This is a genomic window from Dehalococcoidia bacterium (assembly GCA_021295915.1).
Taxonomy (GTDB): Bacteria; Chloroflexota; Dehalococcoidia; order Lucifugimonadales; family UBA1123; genus VXRN01.
Map to the genome: position 1 here is coordinate 15,597 of JAGWBK010000004.1, position 16,481 is coordinate 32,077.

Here is a 16,481-nt window from a genome sequence, read left to right on the forward strand (position 1 = left end):
TTCTTAAGCCTCGTCCCTTTATGGTTTCTGGCGCAGGCAGGAGCGTACAGGAGCCTGGTACAGCAGCCTATAGACGCCCTTCCCATACCGGTGAGGACTATAGTCGGGATGAATGACTGCAGCAGCCCGCACCAAGTCCAAGAGGACGAGGACAGCTATTCACCTCGTATCTACTCTCGGCACTCGTCCAGGACCGTCTGTAGCTCGTCTGGCAACAGAGAATCGACCACCTGTCGTTCTCCTGTTGCAGGATGTTGAAAATCAAGATGAGCGGCGTGCAGGAACTGCCGACTGAGTCTCGGATCAGCCTGGCCATAAGTCACGTCGCCAACAACCGGGTGGCCAATCGACGCAAAGTGCACTCTGATCTGGTGAGTTCGACCCGTTCTTGGTCTTACATCAATATACGAGTAGCCGCTGAAATTCTGGATAGTGCGATAGAGAGTGGACGCGGAGCGACCATCATCTACTATTGCCATCTTCTTCCTGTCGTGGGGGTCGCGCCCAACTGGCGCGTCGATGATCGCTTCGGCAGGCTCAGGGTGTCCAACTACAAGCGCCAAATAGCCCTTCTTGACGGACCTGTCTTTGAACTGCGCGGACAGATGCTCGTGAGACTCGTCATTCTTGGCAACCAGCATCAGACCGGATGTGTCCTTGTCCAGCCTGTGGACCAGTCCGGGACGCGACTGTCCACCAACACTCCCAATGTCAGAGTGCAGTCCCAGAATTGCGTTCAATAGCGTAGAGTCAGGGTGCCCAACTCCTGGATGTACTGCCATGCCTGCCGGCTTGTCCACCAACAGCAGATGTTCGTCCTCGTACACCACAGATATAGGAATCTCCTGCGCCAAAATGTGCGACGGAACTGGGTCAGGGACTCGAATACTGACAGATTGCCCCACGCGAAGTCGATAGCCAGCGTTCGTGTCCCCGCCGTCTACTGTGACTTCGCCGTCGACGATCAGACGCTTGATCCTCGTTCTGGATAGATCGGTACACATGCCAGCCAGGAACCTGTCGACACGTTCCCCGGAGTTCGTGCACACAAACTGGCGCACGTCACTCACTTTGGATCGTGATTGGTCGTCTCGGCGTCGGACTGGTCCGGGACGCGGTCTTCCCGACCCTCGAAGAGCAGCATGTTCGCTATCAGAAGAGTGATACCAACGACGACTGCTGAGTCAGCGATATTGAAGATCGGCCACGCACCCACATCTATGAAGTCGGTGACTCTCCCCGCAATCACCCGGTCTATGAGATTACCGAACGCGCCTCCAAGCAGGAGACCTATGTTGAGTCCCGTCAGCCATGTCTGCCTGCCGTGGGCCTTGTAGAAGTAGATGATGAAACCGATGGCAACAACCGACGCGATCGTCAACAGCAGCGTCTGGTCCGGGAATAGACCGAAGGCGGTTCCTGTATTGGTGCCGTGAGTGATCCTGAAGAAGCCCTCTCGCGGCCAGGACTCGCCTAATGCAAAGTTCTCCCTGATGAGGTACTTGGTTAGCTGGTCGGCTATCAGAGTAGCCGTCGCGATGCCGACCAGAATCCAGATCGTTGGAATTCCGATCTCGCGGTTGAAGAAATCGCTTAAGGATGTCTCTGGTTTCTGGTCAGGCTGGGTCAGCATGTTGAGTCGGTCAGGCGGCTTGCAAGTCTGAATTCAGCATAGCATAGGGTCAGAAACAGGCTCATCCGGGCATTGTCATATCAGGCCCGTGCGCAGCCACTTTCCCTGCACGAAGTACACACCGAACGCGATCGCCCTGATGCTCATTCCTATGACGATGGCCCATGGGACTCCGTACTCGTTGAGAGGGGAGAACTGGGACAGCGCGAACGCCAGAGGGATCTCCACCAGCCACATCGTAGACAGCACTATTACCATTGGAGCAAACGTTGCTCCAGTCGTGTTGAACCCCTGTGTAAACACCTGCACGGCGTTCATGGAGAAGTAGCCGACTGCCAGTATCTGAAGCCAAGTGGCGGCCTGCGACACAAACTCAGGGTCAGAGTTGAAGAATCCCGCAACCTGGTTGGAAAAAGCAAAGAACAGGGCCGCAACCACAAGGCTGGCGACTCCAGCGTAGATCAAGGCCCAAAATAGCGCCTGCCTCGCCCGTTCGGTGTGACCAACTCCCAAGTTCTGGCCCGCCAGTGCTCCTGCGGCCCGACCTAGACCTCTGCTTGCATGGTTGACTGTATTCTCAGCCCTTCGGGACAGTGCGAAGGCCGCAAGCGCGCCGTCTCCAAACGGTGCGACGATGAAAACCACGATCAGCTGCGACACAGCCCTCTGAGCTCCGGTTACGGACGCCGGAAGGCCGACCTTGAGTAGCCGCCAGATCAGGGGAAAGTCCACGTAGTACCCGCTCAGGCTCAGCTTGAGCCTGGATGTTCCCCTGAATAGCGCATAGAAGTTCATGGAGGTCCCTGCGGTCTGCGATATCAGGTTGGCTGCCCCGGCTCCAGCCAGTTCCAGTGAAGGGAACCACCACCACCCGAAGATGAGGAATGGGCTGAGCACCAGGTGCCCTACCCGGGAAACAAACGCCGCCTTTAGGGGCGTTACACTGTCTCCTGAAGCTTGGAGCGCCCCTGCCGTGAGCCTCTGAAGTCCCATCACTGACATCGCGAAGAACTGGAACCGCATATAGCCACTGGCCTGCCTGACAACCTCGTCTCCGAGCCCCATCAGTCTCAGCAGTGGTTCCGTAAATATCATCCCTAAGGTAACCAGGACGATGGAGTAAGCTGTCGTGAGTGTGATGGCCTGTAAAGTCACGTGGTTCGCGTAGGCGATCTTTCGTGCGCCGACTGCACGGGAGATCATCGAACGCATACCGGCGTCCAGTCCCATTCGCGCCGTCATGAGCAACATCAGGAATGTCTGCGCGACGCCGAGGCCCGCCAGAGCCTGGAAGCCTATCCTTCCAGCCCAAACCAGGTCGGCTAGCTGATCGACGACGCTGAGGAAACTCTCCGTGACCTGCGGCCACGCCAGGTACCATAAGTTTCCCGGGATGCTGCCCTTGGTGAGGTCCCGGTCGGCTCGGCCCGAACGCCCCCGCCGCCTCGGTGTACGCTGGGCGCGCGTCACGCCAGCTCGCAGCGTAGTGTGCGCACCTGCCTGACTCCCAGGTCGATGGGCTCACCCTGACCCGTGTGCCTGAATCCAATCGACTCGAGTAGGGCCAGCTTCTCTTCGTCCTCGAACGACACGGTGGTCCAGACGGAAGATGCGTATTGACTTGTGCACCACTCTATGGCTGACTGGAGCAATGGGGTCCACGAATCTAGAAAGTCCAAGTGGGCAAAGCCGTCCACACGGAATCCATCGTCACTTACGACAAGTGCGCTCGATATCCCAACCACGTGCCCTGCCTTAGTTCGCGCACAGAACCAGGCGCCTGGGCCGTTCTTCGCCATCGCTGAGTAACGTCTGTATAGGCCGAGGCAGGAGTCCTGCACCGCGTATCGTGTGGACAGAATGTCCACGTTCAGGTCCAAACCTTGCCAGTCATGTGGGGACAGCAGCTGAGGGATCATTGGTACCCTGTCGCCGGGGGTAGCGGGTCCTACTGTTGCAGGCCCCAGGCCTCGGAAGAAATTCACCAGGTACTCTTCCGGAGACTCGTCGCTGGTCACATTCACCATCACGTTTGCGCCCGCGAACTTCCGCCATCCAAGTCGGAAGTAGATCCGGGCCGCGTCAGGATTCACGGTACCCAGAAAGAGCGCCTCACCGCCCGCTTCACGAAAGTCATCGCGTGCCCTCCGCGAAAGTGTCGTGGCTATTCCCGTTCGTCTCGCGTGTGGACTAGTGGCCACCTCGCTGAATCCACCGAGCTCAGGCATAACTGGAGATCGGATCACGAGGCACGTGCCTGCCATCCTTTCCTCTAATCTGCTCGTATAAGCAGATATGAGAGACTGTGGATTCTCCAGCCCGAGAAGCGTCTCAGGATTGAGGTCGTTCGGAAGTCCAAATATGGGAAGCCAGAACTCAAACAGCTCTTCTACCAGAGCAGGTTCGAGAGGGGCCTCTAGCTTCAATGTCGTACCTCAACACGCTGGCTGTCCGCATTCTATCACGCGTCTCGTTTCGTTACTCATAACTGCGTATTGGACAAGTGCGGCTGAAATTCGCCTGCCTGGGACATCTGCGGCCTAGATTGACAGACTGATGTACGTATGAGAACCTACCCGCTCGACTTAGTTGGAAATACCCGCATATTGACTGGAGGATTATCGATGTCTTCAGTAGCACGACTTACAACAATATGCCTTACACTCGGCGTTCTACTTGTCTTCGTGGCAATCGCCTGTTCGGATGAGGCTGAACCCGAGACAATCATTAAAGAGGTCACCAAGGAGGTGCCTGTCGAGGTCATCAAGGAAGTGACCAAGGAGGTACCTGTCGAGGTCATCAAAGAGGTGACCAAAGAGGTGCCTGTTGAGGTCATCAAGGAAGTGACCAAAGAGGTACCGGTGGAGGTTCTCAAGGAAGTGACCAAAGAGGTCCCTGTAGAGGTTGAGAAGATCGTAGAGGTAGAAAAGATCGTCGAAGTCGAGAAGGTCGTTGAGGTGGTCAGGGAGGCCGAACCGACACCGGTTCCCGAAGTGATGATGGGGCCCGCGATCTACCAGATGGGGATATTCGAAGAACCCATAACCCGTAACTTCTGGAACTACTACGGTGGCCCTGGCGGGTCGGTCTGGACCCAGTACGTTCTGTCTGGTGTCTCGGGCTCGCTTTACGGCTACTCTGATCAGCGATTTGACTGGGTGCCGTCCCTGGCTGACGACTTCCCAACTCCATTGACAAGGGAGAACGTTGGCGGTGCCGAGTACTGGACTGCCGAGGTGCCAATCGAAAAGGGCGTCATGTGGAGCGACGGCGAGGAACTTGATGCCAATGATTTTGTTTTCACTGTAAACACAGTGCTCGAAATGAATATTGGATCCAACTTCGCCTCAACAGTCGATCCAGCATTCCTCGACCGGGTTGAGGCGCTGGACAGTCATAGGTTGAAGGTCTACTTCAAGACAGTCGACGCTGAGGGCAACCCGCAGACTCCGGGTCTGAGCGTTTGGCAGTTTGGGCTTGGCTTCATGCCTGTCCTGGCCGAACACTATTGGGCGCCCGTCGTTGAGGAGGCAAAGCAGGCTGGCGAAATAGAGCAGCAGCATGAGGCTCTCTTTGCCCATGTTCCAGATGGTGAACCTACACTTGGTGGGTTCGTGTTCAGCAAGTGGGAACCTGGGGCGTTCTTCGAGAACGATACTGATCCCAACTACCACAGCATGGGCACAGAGATTTCTCTCTACGAGAGTGGAGCCTATTCTGAAGCAAACGCCAGAACGGGCGAGACCGATATTTATTACGGAGACCCAGAGGGACCCAAGTCTCTCGAGTACACTGTCGGGCCACACGTAGAGTCAGAAATATTCAGCATCTACGGTAACCAGGACGCAGCGATCCTTGCACTTACAAAGGGCGATATCGACTTCGTCTTCAACCCTCTTGGCTTGGAGAAGGGCTTCCTGGACCGGGTGCAGAGCACACCTGACCTGGATGTCGTGACTAACGCCAACAACGGCGTGAGGTATCTCGGATTCAACGTCCGCAAGCCTCCCATGGACATCAAGGAATTTCGACAGGCCGTCGCAACCGTCATCGACAAGGAATTCGTAGCTCGTACGATACTCCAGGACGCCGCTATACCGGTTTACGCAATGGTGCCCGAGGGCAACGGCTTCTGGCACAACCCGGACGTCCCGAAGTACGGTCAAAACCTGACTCGTGAAGAGCGACTGGCCAAGGCGGTGGAGATACTCAAGGGCGCGGGCTTTACTTTCGAGCAGGAGCCTGAGATCAGCGAGGACGGCAATTTCGTCGCCAAGCCCGGTAAAGGTCTGAAGATGCCGGATGGGTCTCCAGTTCCGGAGATGGCACTCATTGCTCCCAGCGCTGGATATGATCCTATGCGTTCGACTTTCGCCATCTGGATCGAACGATGGCTCAACGACATTGGCATACCAGTCCGCGCGAATCTTACCGGCTTCAACGTGATAGTTGATGAGCTGTTCAGCGACACCGTCGCCGAGGATCTGGACATGTGGATGCTGGGTTGGGGTCTGAGCATCTTCCCGGACTACCTGGAGAACTTCTTCCACAGCAGGCACTCTCCGGAAGTCAGTAGTGGCTACAACTGGGGTGGTTACGCAAGTAATGAGTTCGACGAGAACGCGCTTGGCCTGCTGACTGAGACGACCATCGAAGGCGCTCGGGACAAGGCATTCCAGCTACAAGCCCTGCTCGCGGAGGAGCTTCCTTACGTGACGCTGTTTACGACTCCCAAGCTGGATGCGTACAGACCATCGCGACTCGAATTCCCTTACACGGACGTTCTTGGCGGCATCGAACAGCAGGGCGGTATGCAGCATTCGGTCGTTATCAAGTAGTCAAGGGACGCTCTACCGAAGTTGCGCTCACTCCGACTGAGCCTAATTCAGGAGTGTCCAGCGCACGATGTGATGGCTAGAGGGCTCGGCCACATGTTGGGGCCGAGCCCAACTCCTAGCTCTGCCTGGCGGACGAAGAGATGGCGCGATATCTGATCAAAAGGTCCATCCAGATACTTGTTACGCTCTTCGTATTCCTCTCCCTCGTCTTCTTCATAGTCAACGCGCAGCCGGGCGACGTCACTAATTTCTACGCGTTGAGCCCCGATGTTCCACCTGAAACAAGGGAGCGGCTCCAGGAACTGTTCGGTGTAAACGAGCCGCTTTGGAAGCAGTACCTCGTCCACATCAAGAATACCTTCACGGGCAATTTCGGGACCTCATTCAGCTACTACCCTAGGTCAGTGGCAGATGTTATCAAGGAGCGACTGCCTCGGACCATAGTCCTATTCGCAACTGCGACGGTTGTCTCGTTCTACCTTGGATTCGCTCTCGGCAAGATCATCGCCTGGCGTAGGGGAGGGTGGACCGAATATGCGGGCACCATCGGCGGTGTGACGCTCTACACTGTGTTCACACCCTGGTTTGCCCTGATGATGATCTGGCTGTTTTCGTTCAAGGCCGGGTGGTTCCCAATAGGTAAATTCCTCGATCCGGTCCTGTGGCGGGATGCCGAGGTCGACGCTAACACAGTCTTCTTCCGCATGATCGTGACGGCGACTGTCGCCTCCATCACAGTCTTCGCGCTGTTCGTAATCACATCGAGGCGGCACGGCCAGCTACCGATACTCCTGCGATTGGCCAGCATCCCATGCATTCTGGCTGCCATACTGCTCGCCTGGCTTGCATCTGGCGTGGGGTATCTGGCCTGGGACATCGTGAAGCACATGATTTTGCCAGTCGTGACGCTTACTCTCATCAGCTTCGCCGGCACCATGCTGCTGACCCGCAACAGCATGCTTGAGACCATGCGGGAAGACTTCGTGATGGCAGCAAGGGCGAAGGGCCTGCCCGAACGCGACGTCCGGGACAAGCACGTGGCCAGAAACGCGCTCCTTCCCGTGGTGACGAGCCTGGTATTCAGCCTCGCATTCGCCGTTGATGGCGGCATCATCATAGAGTCCATCTTCTCATGGCCTGGGATGGGTCAGACGTTGGTTTCGGCGGCCCTGTCCGAGGACCTGCCACTCGCCGTAGGCGCATTCGTATTCGTGGGCATCTTTGTACTCCTGGCCCACTTGGCAGCAGATGTACTCTATGTATTCCTCGACCCGAGGATCAGGTACTGATGGCAGTTCAGAGTCCCCATACCGAACTCCCGGAAGCTATGTGGCGGGTACGGCTCCGCCTCGCCTCTAGAAGCCTGCGGGAAAACTGGTCCCTGTTTATGGGCGCCAGGATAGGGATGGTTGGCCTCGCCATCATAGTCTTCTACGCTGTTCTGGCTTTAGCTCACCCCGTAATGCTGAAAACGGTCTGGAGTCCACATGTGTATGATCCGGTTATCGGATACGCGATGGATGAAACGAGGCAGCCGGCTCCTCCGAGTCTGAGCCATCCATTGGGGACCGATCCTCTCGGAAGGGACATACTTAGCCAGCTCATGTTCAGCGCGAGGTCAGAGTTTCTACTTGGGCTGCTCGCAGCAGTCGTAACTGTCACGATTGGCACGACTGTTGGAGCGGTTTCGGCCTACTTCGGAGGTGTAGTAGATACGATCCTAATGAGGCTGGCAGACATCATGATTATGATGCCCGCTATAAGTGTGCTTGTCGTTTTGAGTGCACTGATCGGCGTCGAGCACTTTGAATTGGCGTTGATAATCGGGATCCTGTCCGGCTTCGGTGGGACAGGTGTACTCGTAAAGTCCCAGGCGCTGTCGGTGGTGAACAAACCCTACATCGAGGCTGCCAGGATTGCCGGCGGCAGCCCGTTTCACATAATCCTCGTTCACGTGGTCCCTAATCTACTTCCACTTTCGTTCCTTTACATGATGTTTACGGTCACGAGCGCGATCTTCTCAGAGGCCGTCCTAAGCTTCCTCGGACTACTCGACGTTCGTATGAGTTGGGGACTCATGATTCACACAACGGAGTCAGCGGGCTACCTCCTTCAGGTGGGCGAGTACTGGTGGCTGATCTTCCCGGCGAGTCTCTCCATAACGCTGCTCTGTTCGTCCTTCTACTTGGTGGGCAGGGCGCTGGACGAAGTCGTCAACCCACGGCTAAGGCGCAGGTAGCTCGTGGCTCTACTCACCGTCGATAACCTCACCATGCACTACATGACCCGGGAAGGACCGGTTCGCGCTGTGGATGGAGTGTCGTTCTCAGTGGAACACGGCCAATCGCTGGGCCTGGTCGGTGAGTCAGGCTGCGGCAAGTCATCAATTGCGACTTCGCTGCTGAAGCTTCTTCCTGACAACGCGTCACTTTTGGCCGGGAGTGTGCTGTTGGATGGCGTGGACCTGCTGCCGCTGAGTGAGCGAGAAATGAGGGAGTACCGCTGGGACCGAATCTCGATGGTATTTCAGGCTGCAATGAACTCACTCGACCCCGTCTACAGAGTCGGCGACCAGATCGTCGAAGCTCTCGAGGCACACTACGAAAAAACTCGTCAGGAGTCTCACGATAGGGTCCAGGAGTTGTACGAACTCGTGGGACTCAATCCGGAGTTCATGGACAGGTATCCCCATGAGTACAGCGGGGGCATGAAGCAGCGGGCCATAATAGCGATGGCCCTGGCGTGCGAGCCGGACCTGATTATCGCCGACGAACCCACCACCGCGCTCGACGTAATTGTCCAGGACCGAATCCTCCGTGAGATGAAGGAAGTCCAGCGCAAGCTGGATATGAGCATGATCTACATATCCCATGACATGGCGGTCATTGCGGAGGTCAGCGACGCCGTTGGAGTTATGTATGCAGGAAAGATAGTGGAGTTCGGCCCGACTTCCGAGGTGTTTGATAGACCGATTCATCCATACACACAGGCACTGATGTCAGCCTTCCCAAGCGTTGTGGGGGAGAAGAAGGACCTTTCCACCCTACCTGGAGAGCCTCCCAACCTGGCGGATCCACCGGCTGGTTGCCGCTTCCATCCGCGATGCCCCTACGCCACAGATGAATGTATGACGTCGGAGCCACCGATAGTCAACCGAGACGGTCATTGGGCCGTCTGCTGGAATCCACGTAATGAGTAACGAGGCGAATGCAGATCCATTGAGAAACGAACCATCTGGGAGCCGTCCTGTGGTTAGTGCCCAGGCCTTAACCAAGCTGTTCCCAGTCTCGCACTCATGGTTGGGCGGGCAGAAGAGCTTCGTGCACGCTGTTGACGATATTTCTTTCGACCTGATGGGCGGCGAGAGTCTCGGACTCGTAGGAGAATCCGGTTGCGGCAAGACCACCACCGGCAAGCTGCTCGTCCGACTGATAGAACCTACTGCGGGTCACATCCAGTTTGATGATGGGACCGGAAATTCAGAGGACATTGCGATCCTCAAAGGGGCCTCTCTCAAGGCGTTCAGAAAGAAGGCCCAGATGGTCTTCCAGGACCCGTACGAGTCCCTGAACCCACGGCAGACCGTCTTCGATGCGGTCTCGGAGCCGCTCAGGGTACAGAACATTGGCGGGCCAGCCGAGAGAATCGAGCGAGTGTCAGACATGCTTGTCCTGGTCGGACTCTCCCCGCCATCGACATTTCTGTTCCGGTATCCGCACGAGCTTTCAGGTGGGCAGAGACAGCGTGTAGTAATTGCCAGGGCACTGGTGGTCGAGCCTACCTTTGTGGTCGCTGACGAGCCGACGTCAATGTTGGATGTGTCGGTCCGCACTGGCATCATGCGCCTTATGGACGACCTCGGCGACCGGCTGGGCATCACCTACGTGTACATTACGCATGACCTGGCCGTTGCCAGATACATGTGCAACCGCATCGCCGTGATGTACCTGGGCAAGATCGTGGAAGTAGGAGAGACTGAGCAGCTTCTTAGCAACCCCCAGCACCCATACACAAAGGCTCTGCTGTCGGCAGTGCCGGTTCCCGACCCTGCCTCAACCCGGGACCCAGTCAACATCAAGGGCGGCGTGACCACGCCGGTGGATCCACCCCCTCGGTGTCGCTTCTACGATCGGTGTCCCATTGCAGACAACTTCTGCCGGGACAATGTCCATCCCCCACTTGAAGACAAGGGTGCAGGCCAGTTCGCAGCCTGCTACAAGGTCTAGGCACGCTCGCCAAACAACTGCCGGACTGACCAGCCGGCATTTCCCAGAAGATCCGAGCCGAAACTAGCACAATGCCGTCTCTGTGTTATACTTACATGTAAGTAAGTTACATTCAGGAAGGTAATGCAATGTCAATGAACGGTGATCGCCAAGAAGAGACACGCGACAGTCACGATGGTGAGGCTCGGAAGCGGGCGAGGACAATCACGATCACTCTGGACGATCTCGAAGACGTAGATAAAGTGGTCCGCGACGCGCTGGGGAAAGGCCGAGACGTCGCAACCTCGGTGGGCGACTCGATTCGAGACTCCATAAAGGCCGTGCGCACTACCCGAGACAGCGTAGTGATGGTCAGGCTCAGCAGGGACAGCCTGGAGAGGCTGGACGAACTCGTCGACTGCGGTGTTGCCAACAGCCGCTCCGAAGCTGCTGCCTTCCTGATAGGCGAAGGCGTAAAGGCGCGGTCGGACCTGTATGACAAGATAGCCGAGCAGACTCGTGTCATTAGAGAGGCCAGGGAGAAGCTCCGCCAACTGCTCGAGGAGGAGTCCGAACCTGACGCCTCCTAGAGCTTGGCTCTGATGTGATACGAACCGGAAGGGTTTCCACTCGATGTCTAGAGCCTAGCGGCCCCTCCCCTAGATTGAGTGCCTAGAGGATCTCCGTCAGCATCTTTCTGAGGTCATCCCTTTCCATTGGCTTGGGAAGCAGTGCAAGTCGGTCCCACCGCGTATTTTCGACAATCTTGTCTATGTCGTCTTCCTGGATGCCGAGCCCTGACAGCCGCGTCTCAAGACCGCAGTCCGACATGATTCGTTCGATTTTGTCGGAGGCTTCCTCAATGGTGCTTACACCCACGGCAGACAGCAGTGCCGGAATTCGGTCTGCGATAGCGGGCGCTGACCACTTCAGGAAGGAAGTCAGCGTTATCGACACTGACTGCCCATGCTCCGCCCTCCAGTAGAGGGTGAGTGGACTTCCCACTCCATGACACGCATTTGGTGTGCTGTTGCTGTACCCCACTCCTGACATCGTCGCAGCAAGGGCACAGGCCGCGCGTGACTCCAGGTCTCCCTGGATTGCGGATCGCACCAGGTTCCCTGAGTACAGCCGCATAACTTCTAGGGCGTAGGCATCTGATATCGGTTCCGAATTCACGTTCCAGTAACTTTCGAAGGCGCTGGTGAATGCATCCATGCCCGTGTTTGCGACCAGGCTCTGCGACATCGTCATGGCAAGTTTCGGGTCCACAATTGCCACAGTTGGGAACATCCGAACGTCCCCTAGTCCGAACTGAGAATGTGAGTCCCAGTCCCAGAGAGCAGACCCGGAGGTCACCTCGCTGCTGCTGCCCGATGTAGTGGGCACGGCGATGAATGGCAGGCTCGCATTTTCGAGCTTGGCAATCCTTTTGGAATAGTCCTTAGCAGGCCCCTCGTGTGTGGCAAGGACTGCCGCCGCCTTTGCGAGGTCCAGCGCACTCCCGCCTCCGATGCCGACGACGATGTCCACACCGGACTCTCTGCATACGGCAGCTGCTTCATCTGCATCTGCTGGAGTCGGGAAAGGGTCCGCACGGTCGTGCAGCACCACGTCGAAGCCATCGAGGAGGTTCAGTACTCTCTGGAGAATTCCCCTCGATCTCAGGAACGAACGTCCTGTAACTAACAGGATTTTGGACCCTTCTCCAACTACATCCCGGACTTCGTTTGGCAGCTGATCGAGGGTGTCTGTCCCAAAGACGATGCGCGTGGTGTTTCTCCAGACGAAAGACGGTACAAAGTTATCTGCCACTCTTAACCTCCTGGGGTTGTTCGCGAAGTGCGGGCCCATTCTACCACCGGAGCCCAACTTGACAGTGCTTGGCCTGAAGATACAATTGCCGCAGTCCCATAGTAGGACAAGGAGGCAAACGAAATGGCAGACGTGACAGGGGCCGAACTGGTCGTTGACTCGCTCAAAAGAGAAGGCATCGATACCGTTTACACATTACCGGGGGACCCCGTCGGTCCGATAGTCAACGGCTGTGCTGAGGCCGGCCTGCGAGTGATCACAGTGCGCCATGAGCAGGCCGCGGCAATGGCCGCACAGGCTCACTCGTACTTCACGAGGGGCGTGGGCGTGTGCATAGCGGCCTCTGGTGTAGGACAGACTAACACTCTGACAGCTATCGCCAACGCGCAGGTCAACTGCTGGCCGATGCTGGTGATCGGTGGCTCTGCAGAGCTCCGCCGCCGAAACATGGGCGACTTCCAGGAATTGGCACAGGTGGAGTCCACCGAGCCCCTCTGCAAGTGGGCCTACGCCGCCGAGTCCATTCAGAGAATCCCCACTCTCATCAACATAGCCCTTCGCAAGGCATTGGCCGGACGGCCTGGTCCCGTCTACCTCGACCTGCCTGCCGAGATGATATCGGGCTCCGTGGACGACTCGGAAGTTCCCGTTCCTACCCCAGCTCCGGAAGCCGCAAGACCCCTTGCCGAGCCCCAGAAGATACAGGAAGCGCTGGACATCCTCAGAGAGGCCGAGCGACCGCTGCTGATTGTAGGGAAAGGTGCGGCATGGTCATGGGCTGAGGATGAACTCCTGCAATTCGTCAACGAGACGCAGATCCCGTTCCTGACCTCACCAATGGGAGCGGGCGTCCTGCCCCCAGATCATCCCATGAACGTCTCTGCGGCACGAACCCAGGCGCTTCAGGGCGCCGACACTGTGGTACTCGTAGGAGCCAGACTGAACTGGATCTTCCACTTCGGCCAGCCTCCAAGGTTCGCTGAAGACTACAAGCTCATTCAGGTCGACATAGAACCGGAGGAAATCGGCATCAACCATGCGGCAGACGTGGGCCTTGTGGGCGATGCCAAGATGGTAGTAGGGCAGCTGGTAGAGGCGCTTGAGACGTCTCCAGTCGAGTTTGGCGAGACCCCCTGGCTGGGAGGCCTGCAGGAGAAGGCGGCCCAGAATGGGGAGACGATCGAACCAATGCTGAACACCGATACCATGCCCCTTGGCTACTATCGGATCCTCAAAGAGATCCGTGACTACATGCCAAAGGACTCGATCCTGGTTGCCGACGGAGCTTCCACGATGGACATCTCTCGCCAGGTAATTCCCGTGTGGAATCCCAGGCAGCGCGTCGACGCTGGGGTTGCGGGATGTGTCGGCGTCGGCGTCCCGTTCTCAATCGCCGCCAAGGTAGTCCATCCCGACAAGCCCGTCGTCTGCCTGCAAGGTGACTGGGCCTTCGGCTTCAACGGTATGGACATCGAGACCGCCGTCCGCTTCAAACTGCCCGTCGTCTGGGTAGTGTTCCAGAACGCCAACATCGACAAATGGGTCCGCGAATACGTTGATGGCGAAGAGAATCCGAATGACTTCACACCCAGCATGAGGTTCGATCTCATGATGGTGGCGTTTGGCGGCCACGGGGAGTACGTCGAAAAACCGGACGAGATCAGGCCGGCCCTTGAGCGGGCGTTCAACTCGGGGAAGGCAGCGCTCGTAAACGTAATTATGGACCCGGGCGCTAGCCGACGACCGCAGCAGTTCGCGTGGCTTGCTCGCGAAGGCCGGATGGGCTACTAGAAGTCCAACCTAGAGGTTTACGCTTCTCTGTAAGCCTGACCTCTCGAAGTCACAGCCTCGAGTGCAGTGAAGTCTCCAAACTCGACTTCATGACCTCGAGGCTGCGGCGGTCGCGGCTCAAGTCCAAGCGCCTCAACTATCTCGGGGTTTGAGTAGTACCCGTTATAAGTGTGCAAGAGTAGCATCTCGAAGAAAGCAGACTTGCTGGATTCAACGTGCCTGAGTACGTCGTCCTGCTGATCGCCGCTCATTTGTACGAAACTGGAGTCGCGTCGAACTGCAGCAGTCTCTATGCTGCGTAGTCCGGCCGCAAACAGCCTGGCTAGTCGAGGAGACTCTCCCGCAACGGTGTCAAGGTAGTCGGCGGTGCCGACCTGACCAGCTCCCGGCATTGTGCCTGAAGGCGGAATCAGTCGGTCAAGTACCACGTCGAGCAATGCCCTTTGATCGGCACTGAGAAAAATTGCCATGATTCAGACTCCTGCCGGCTAATCCAGAAGATGCCTTGCGTTCTGCTTGAATTCATCCGCCATGAGCAGCGCCACTGCCTGGATGGTTGACGTTGGGTTCACTGCTCCCGCGGTTACGAAAACGCTCCCGTCGATGATGAACAGGTTCTTCACGTCGTGAGTTTGGCCCGACCTACCGACCACACTGCCGGATGGGTCCTCACCCATCCTCGCGGTCCCGAGCAGGTGCCATCCTGCCGGACGAAGTAAGGGGTTTGCCGTCACCGTGTGCGCACCGGCCGCCTCTAGGACTTCCGTCGCGGACCCTATGCCGTGGTCCATCATCTTGCGGCTGTTTTCACTCAACGTGTAGCTAATCTTGGGCGCCGGTATGCCATTGCTGTCAGTCAGTTCGTCGTCGGGCGTCACCTCATTGTGAAGCTCCGGTAGGTCCTCTCCGATGACCGCAATTGTGACTGTATGACCTAGCCGTTCGGCCAGCGCCGAGTGATGCTCGTTGCCCCACGGCAGTCTCTGTCCACCGGCTCCTCCTCTTGCGACAGCTACCGGTCCAGTACTTCGAGCTACCTGGAAGGCGTAACCGCGTACAAACCCCCTGGACAGGTCTGTCTCGTAGTGTTCCTGGCTGACAATGCTGGCTCCCATTGGACCCTTATAGCCTTCAAGCATCTCGTCGAAGACCCCCGTGACCATCGAGTAGGGATGGAACATCAAGTTCTTGCCAACGAGACCTGACGAATTCGCGAGACCATCAGGGAAGGCAGGAGTGGCCGAATTCAAAAGCAGCCGCGGAGTACCGATCCCATTGCAGGCAAGCACCACTACACTCGCCTTCTGCTCCCGGACCTGTCCGTCGGCGTCGTAGTAGACGACCCCGTCTGCAAGACCGTCCTTGTTGACCGTGATCTCACGCACGCGGCAGTGAGTCCTGAGTTGAGCGCCCATGGCGAGGGCCTTGGGCCAGTAAGTGACGTCAGTGGAAGCCTTGGCTCTTCTGCTGCACCCAATGTCGCAGGGGCCGCAGTTGTTGCACGCCGCACGTCCGTCATACGGGGCAGTCAGAATTGCGGAATCCGAAGGCCACCAGTGCCAGCCCAGCTTGTCGAAGCCGTTCGCCATTGTCTGGCCCAGAACGCCGAGTGGAATGGGAGGCGTCTGCCGCTCGGACTTAGGAGGGTATGCTGTGTCACCTGTCATCCCGGCCACGCCCATGATGCGGTCGTTGGTGTCGAAGTACGGCTCCAACTCGGCATATGTCACCGGCCAGTCGTCCCCGACGCCGTCAAGAGATTTCGTCTTGAAGTCCGACGGATGGAACCTCGGGAAGTGAGCACTCCAGTGGATTGTGCTGCCTCCAACAGCGTTGTACATCAGTGGCGCTATCGGAGAGTCTTTGTCATTGACAGGGTAGTCTTCCGGAAGGTTCCTGAAGTTCGGGTCAGGATTGAAGTCAGTCTGGCGATGTATCTCCCAGTCCTGCTGGTTGGACGGATAGTTGGATGGATTTGTCCACCCTCCCTGTTCCAGGCACAGAACGCTGAACCCATCTTTCGCCAGGCTCCAGGCGAACGCCGCGCCCGAAGCGCCGGCCCCTATGATTACAACATCCTGTCTTTCGCCTCCGTTGCCCATGAATCAACCCCTGTTTCTTCGCGCGGTCACAACACGCGTCTGAATGCTGGTCACCCGGAGTGAGATCGAGATCGTCATTCGTCCTGTTCCTCGTTGC

General features: G+C 57.3%; 14 protein-coding genes. 7 read left to right on the top strand and 7 right to left on the bottom strand.

From position 1 onward, the window contains the following. Positions 1-170 precede the first annotated feature (170 nt). The 4 genes from J4G14_02125 to J4G14_02140 form a co-directional block, all read right to left on the bottom strand. On the bottom strand, positions 171-1,061 hold the full coding sequence (locus J4G14_02125) for an RluA family pseudouridine synthase (GenBank protein MCE2456601.1): 891 nt from the start codon (positions 1,059-1,061) through the stop codon (positions 171-173). Between the two features lie 5 nt (positions 1,062-1,066). After that, the gene (gene lspA, locus J4G14_02130; GenBank protein MCE2456602.1) at positions 1,067-1,633 is read right to left on the bottom strand and encodes a signal peptidase II; all 567 of its coding nucleotides are present in this window, start codon (positions 1,631-1,633) and stop codon (positions 1,067-1,069) included. 75 nt (positions 1,634-1,708) lie between these two features. Next, complete coding sequence (locus J4G14_02135) at positions 1,709-3,103, bottom strand: MATE family efflux transporter (protein ID MCE2456603.1); 1,395 nt, start codon at positions 3,101-3,103, stop codon at positions 1,709-1,711. Then, the gene (locus J4G14_02140) at positions 3,100-4,059 is read right to left on the bottom strand and encodes a GNAT family N-acetyltransferase (GenBank protein ID MCE2456604.1); all 960 of its coding nucleotides are present in this window, start codon (positions 4,057-4,059) and stop codon (positions 3,100-3,102) included. Before J4G14_02140 ends, J4G14_02135 begins: the two co-directional genes overlap by 4 nt. Before the next feature lie 198 nt (positions 4,060-4,257). Between J4G14_02140 and J4G14_02145 the strand changes: the two genes are divergently transcribed. The 6 genes from J4G14_02145 (at position 4,258) to J4G14_02170 (ending at position 11,266) form a co-directional block, all read left to right on the top strand. After that, positions 4,258-6,471 carry an ABC transporter substrate-binding protein gene (locus J4G14_02145; GenBank protein ID MCE2456605.1) on the top strand — a complete coding sequence of 738 codons (2,214 nt, stop codon included), beginning with the start codon at positions 4,258-4,260 and terminating at the stop codon, positions 6,469-6,471. A gap of 140 nt (positions 6,472-6,611) precedes the next feature. Next, the gene (locus J4G14_02150) at positions 6,612-7,760 is read left to right on the top strand and encodes an ABC transporter permease (GenBank protein MCE2456606.1); all 1,149 of its coding nucleotides are present in this window, start codon (positions 6,612-6,614) and stop codon (positions 7,758-7,760) included. Beyond that, positions 7,760-8,710 carry an ABC transporter permease gene (locus tag J4G14_02155; GenBank protein ID MCE2456607.1) on the top strand — a complete coding sequence of 317 codons (951 nt, stop codon included), beginning with the start codon at positions 7,760-7,762 and terminating at the stop codon, positions 8,708-8,710. The genes J4G14_02150 and J4G14_02155 overlap by 1 nt, the downstream gene beginning before the upstream one ends. Before the next feature lie 3 nt (positions 8,711-8,713). After that, positions 8,714-9,670, top strand: a complete 957-nt coding sequence (locus J4G14_02160) for an ABC transporter ATP-binding protein (protein ID MCE2456608.1) — start codon at positions 8,714-8,716, stop codon at positions 9,668-9,670. Beyond that, a complete protein-coding gene (locus tag J4G14_02165) occupies positions 9,663-10,697 on the top strand; it encodes an ABC transporter ATP-binding protein (GenBank protein MCE2456609.1) in 1,035 nt (344 codons plus the stop codon). Before J4G14_02160 ends, J4G14_02165 begins: the two co-directional genes overlap by 8 nt. A gap of 128 nt (positions 10,698-10,825) precedes the next feature. Then, positions 10,826-11,266, top strand: a complete 441-nt coding sequence (locus J4G14_02170) for a hypothetical protein (GenBank protein ID MCE2456610.1) — start codon at positions 10,826-10,828, stop codon at positions 11,264-11,266. A gap of 82 nt (positions 11,267-11,348) precedes the next feature. Here J4G14_02170 and J4G14_02175 read toward each other — a convergent pair whose 3' ends face one another. After that, on the bottom strand, positions 11,349-12,491 hold the full coding sequence (locus J4G14_02175) for an iron-containing alcohol dehydrogenase (GenBank protein MCE2456611.1): 1,143 nt from the start codon (positions 12,489-12,491) through the stop codon (positions 11,349-11,351). A 123-nt stretch (positions 12,492-12,614) separates the two neighbouring features. Between J4G14_02175 and J4G14_02180 the strand changes: the two genes are divergently transcribed. Next, the gene (locus J4G14_02180) at positions 12,615-14,282 is read left to right on the top strand and encodes an oxalyl-CoA decarboxylase (protein ID MCE2456612.1); all 1,668 of its coding nucleotides are present in this window, start codon (positions 12,615-12,617) and stop codon (positions 14,280-14,282) included. A 17-nt stretch (positions 14,283-14,299) separates the two neighbouring features. On the opposite strand, the gene J4G14_02185 is transcribed toward J4G14_02180, so the two are convergent. Continuing rightward, positions 14,300-14,752, bottom strand: coding sequence for a gluconate 2-dehydrogenase subunit 3 family protein (locus tag J4G14_02185; GenBank protein ID MCE2456613.1), 453 nt, complete (start codon positions 14,750-14,752; stop codon positions 14,300-14,302). Positions 14,753-14,770: 18 nt separating this feature from the next. Further along, positions 14,771-16,384, bottom strand: coding sequence for a GMC family oxidoreductase (locus tag J4G14_02190; protein ID MCE2456614.1), 1,614 nt, complete (start codon positions 16,382-16,384; stop codon positions 14,771-14,773). Positions 16,385-16,481 lie beyond the last annotated feature (97 nt).

What these genes read in the sequence shown, in the direction of transcription:
- lspA (MCE2456602.1), bottom strand. Translation starts at nt 1,633, where the DNA reads ATGCTGACCCAGCCTGACCAGAAACCAGAGACATCCTTAAGCGATTTC.
- J4G14_02145 (MCE2456605.1), top strand. Translation starts at nt 4,258, where the DNA reads ATGTCTTCAGTAGCACGACTTACAACAATATGCCTTACACTCGGCGTT.
- J4G14_02150 (MCE2456606.1), top strand. Translation starts at nt 6,612, where the DNA reads ATGGCGCGATATCTGATCAAAAGGTCCATCCAGATACTTGTTACGCTC.
- J4G14_02155 (MCE2456607.1), top strand. Translation starts at nt 7,760, where the DNA reads ATGGCAGTTCAGAGTCCCCATACCGAACTCCCGGAAGCTATGTGGCGG.
- J4G14_02165 (MCE2456609.1), top strand. Translation starts at nt 9,663, where the DNA reads ATGAGTAACGAGGCGAATGCAGATCCATTGAGAAACGAACCATCTGGG.
- J4G14_02170 (MCE2456610.1), top strand. Translation starts at nt 10,826, where the DNA reads ATGTCAATGAACGGTGATCGCCAAGAAGAGACACGCGACAGTCACGAT.
- J4G14_02180 (MCE2456612.1), top strand. Translation starts at nt 12,615, where the DNA reads ATGGCAGACGTGACAGGGGCCGAACTGGTCGTTGACTCGCTCAAAAGA.
- J4G14_02185 (MCE2456613.1), bottom strand. Translation starts at nt 14,752, where the DNA reads ATGGCAATTTTTCTCAGTGCCGATCAAAGGGCATTGCTCGACGTGGTA.
- J4G14_02190 (MCE2456614.1), bottom strand. Translation starts at nt 16,384, where the DNA reads ATGGGCAACGGAGGCGAAAGACAGGATGTTGTAATCATAGGGGCCGGC.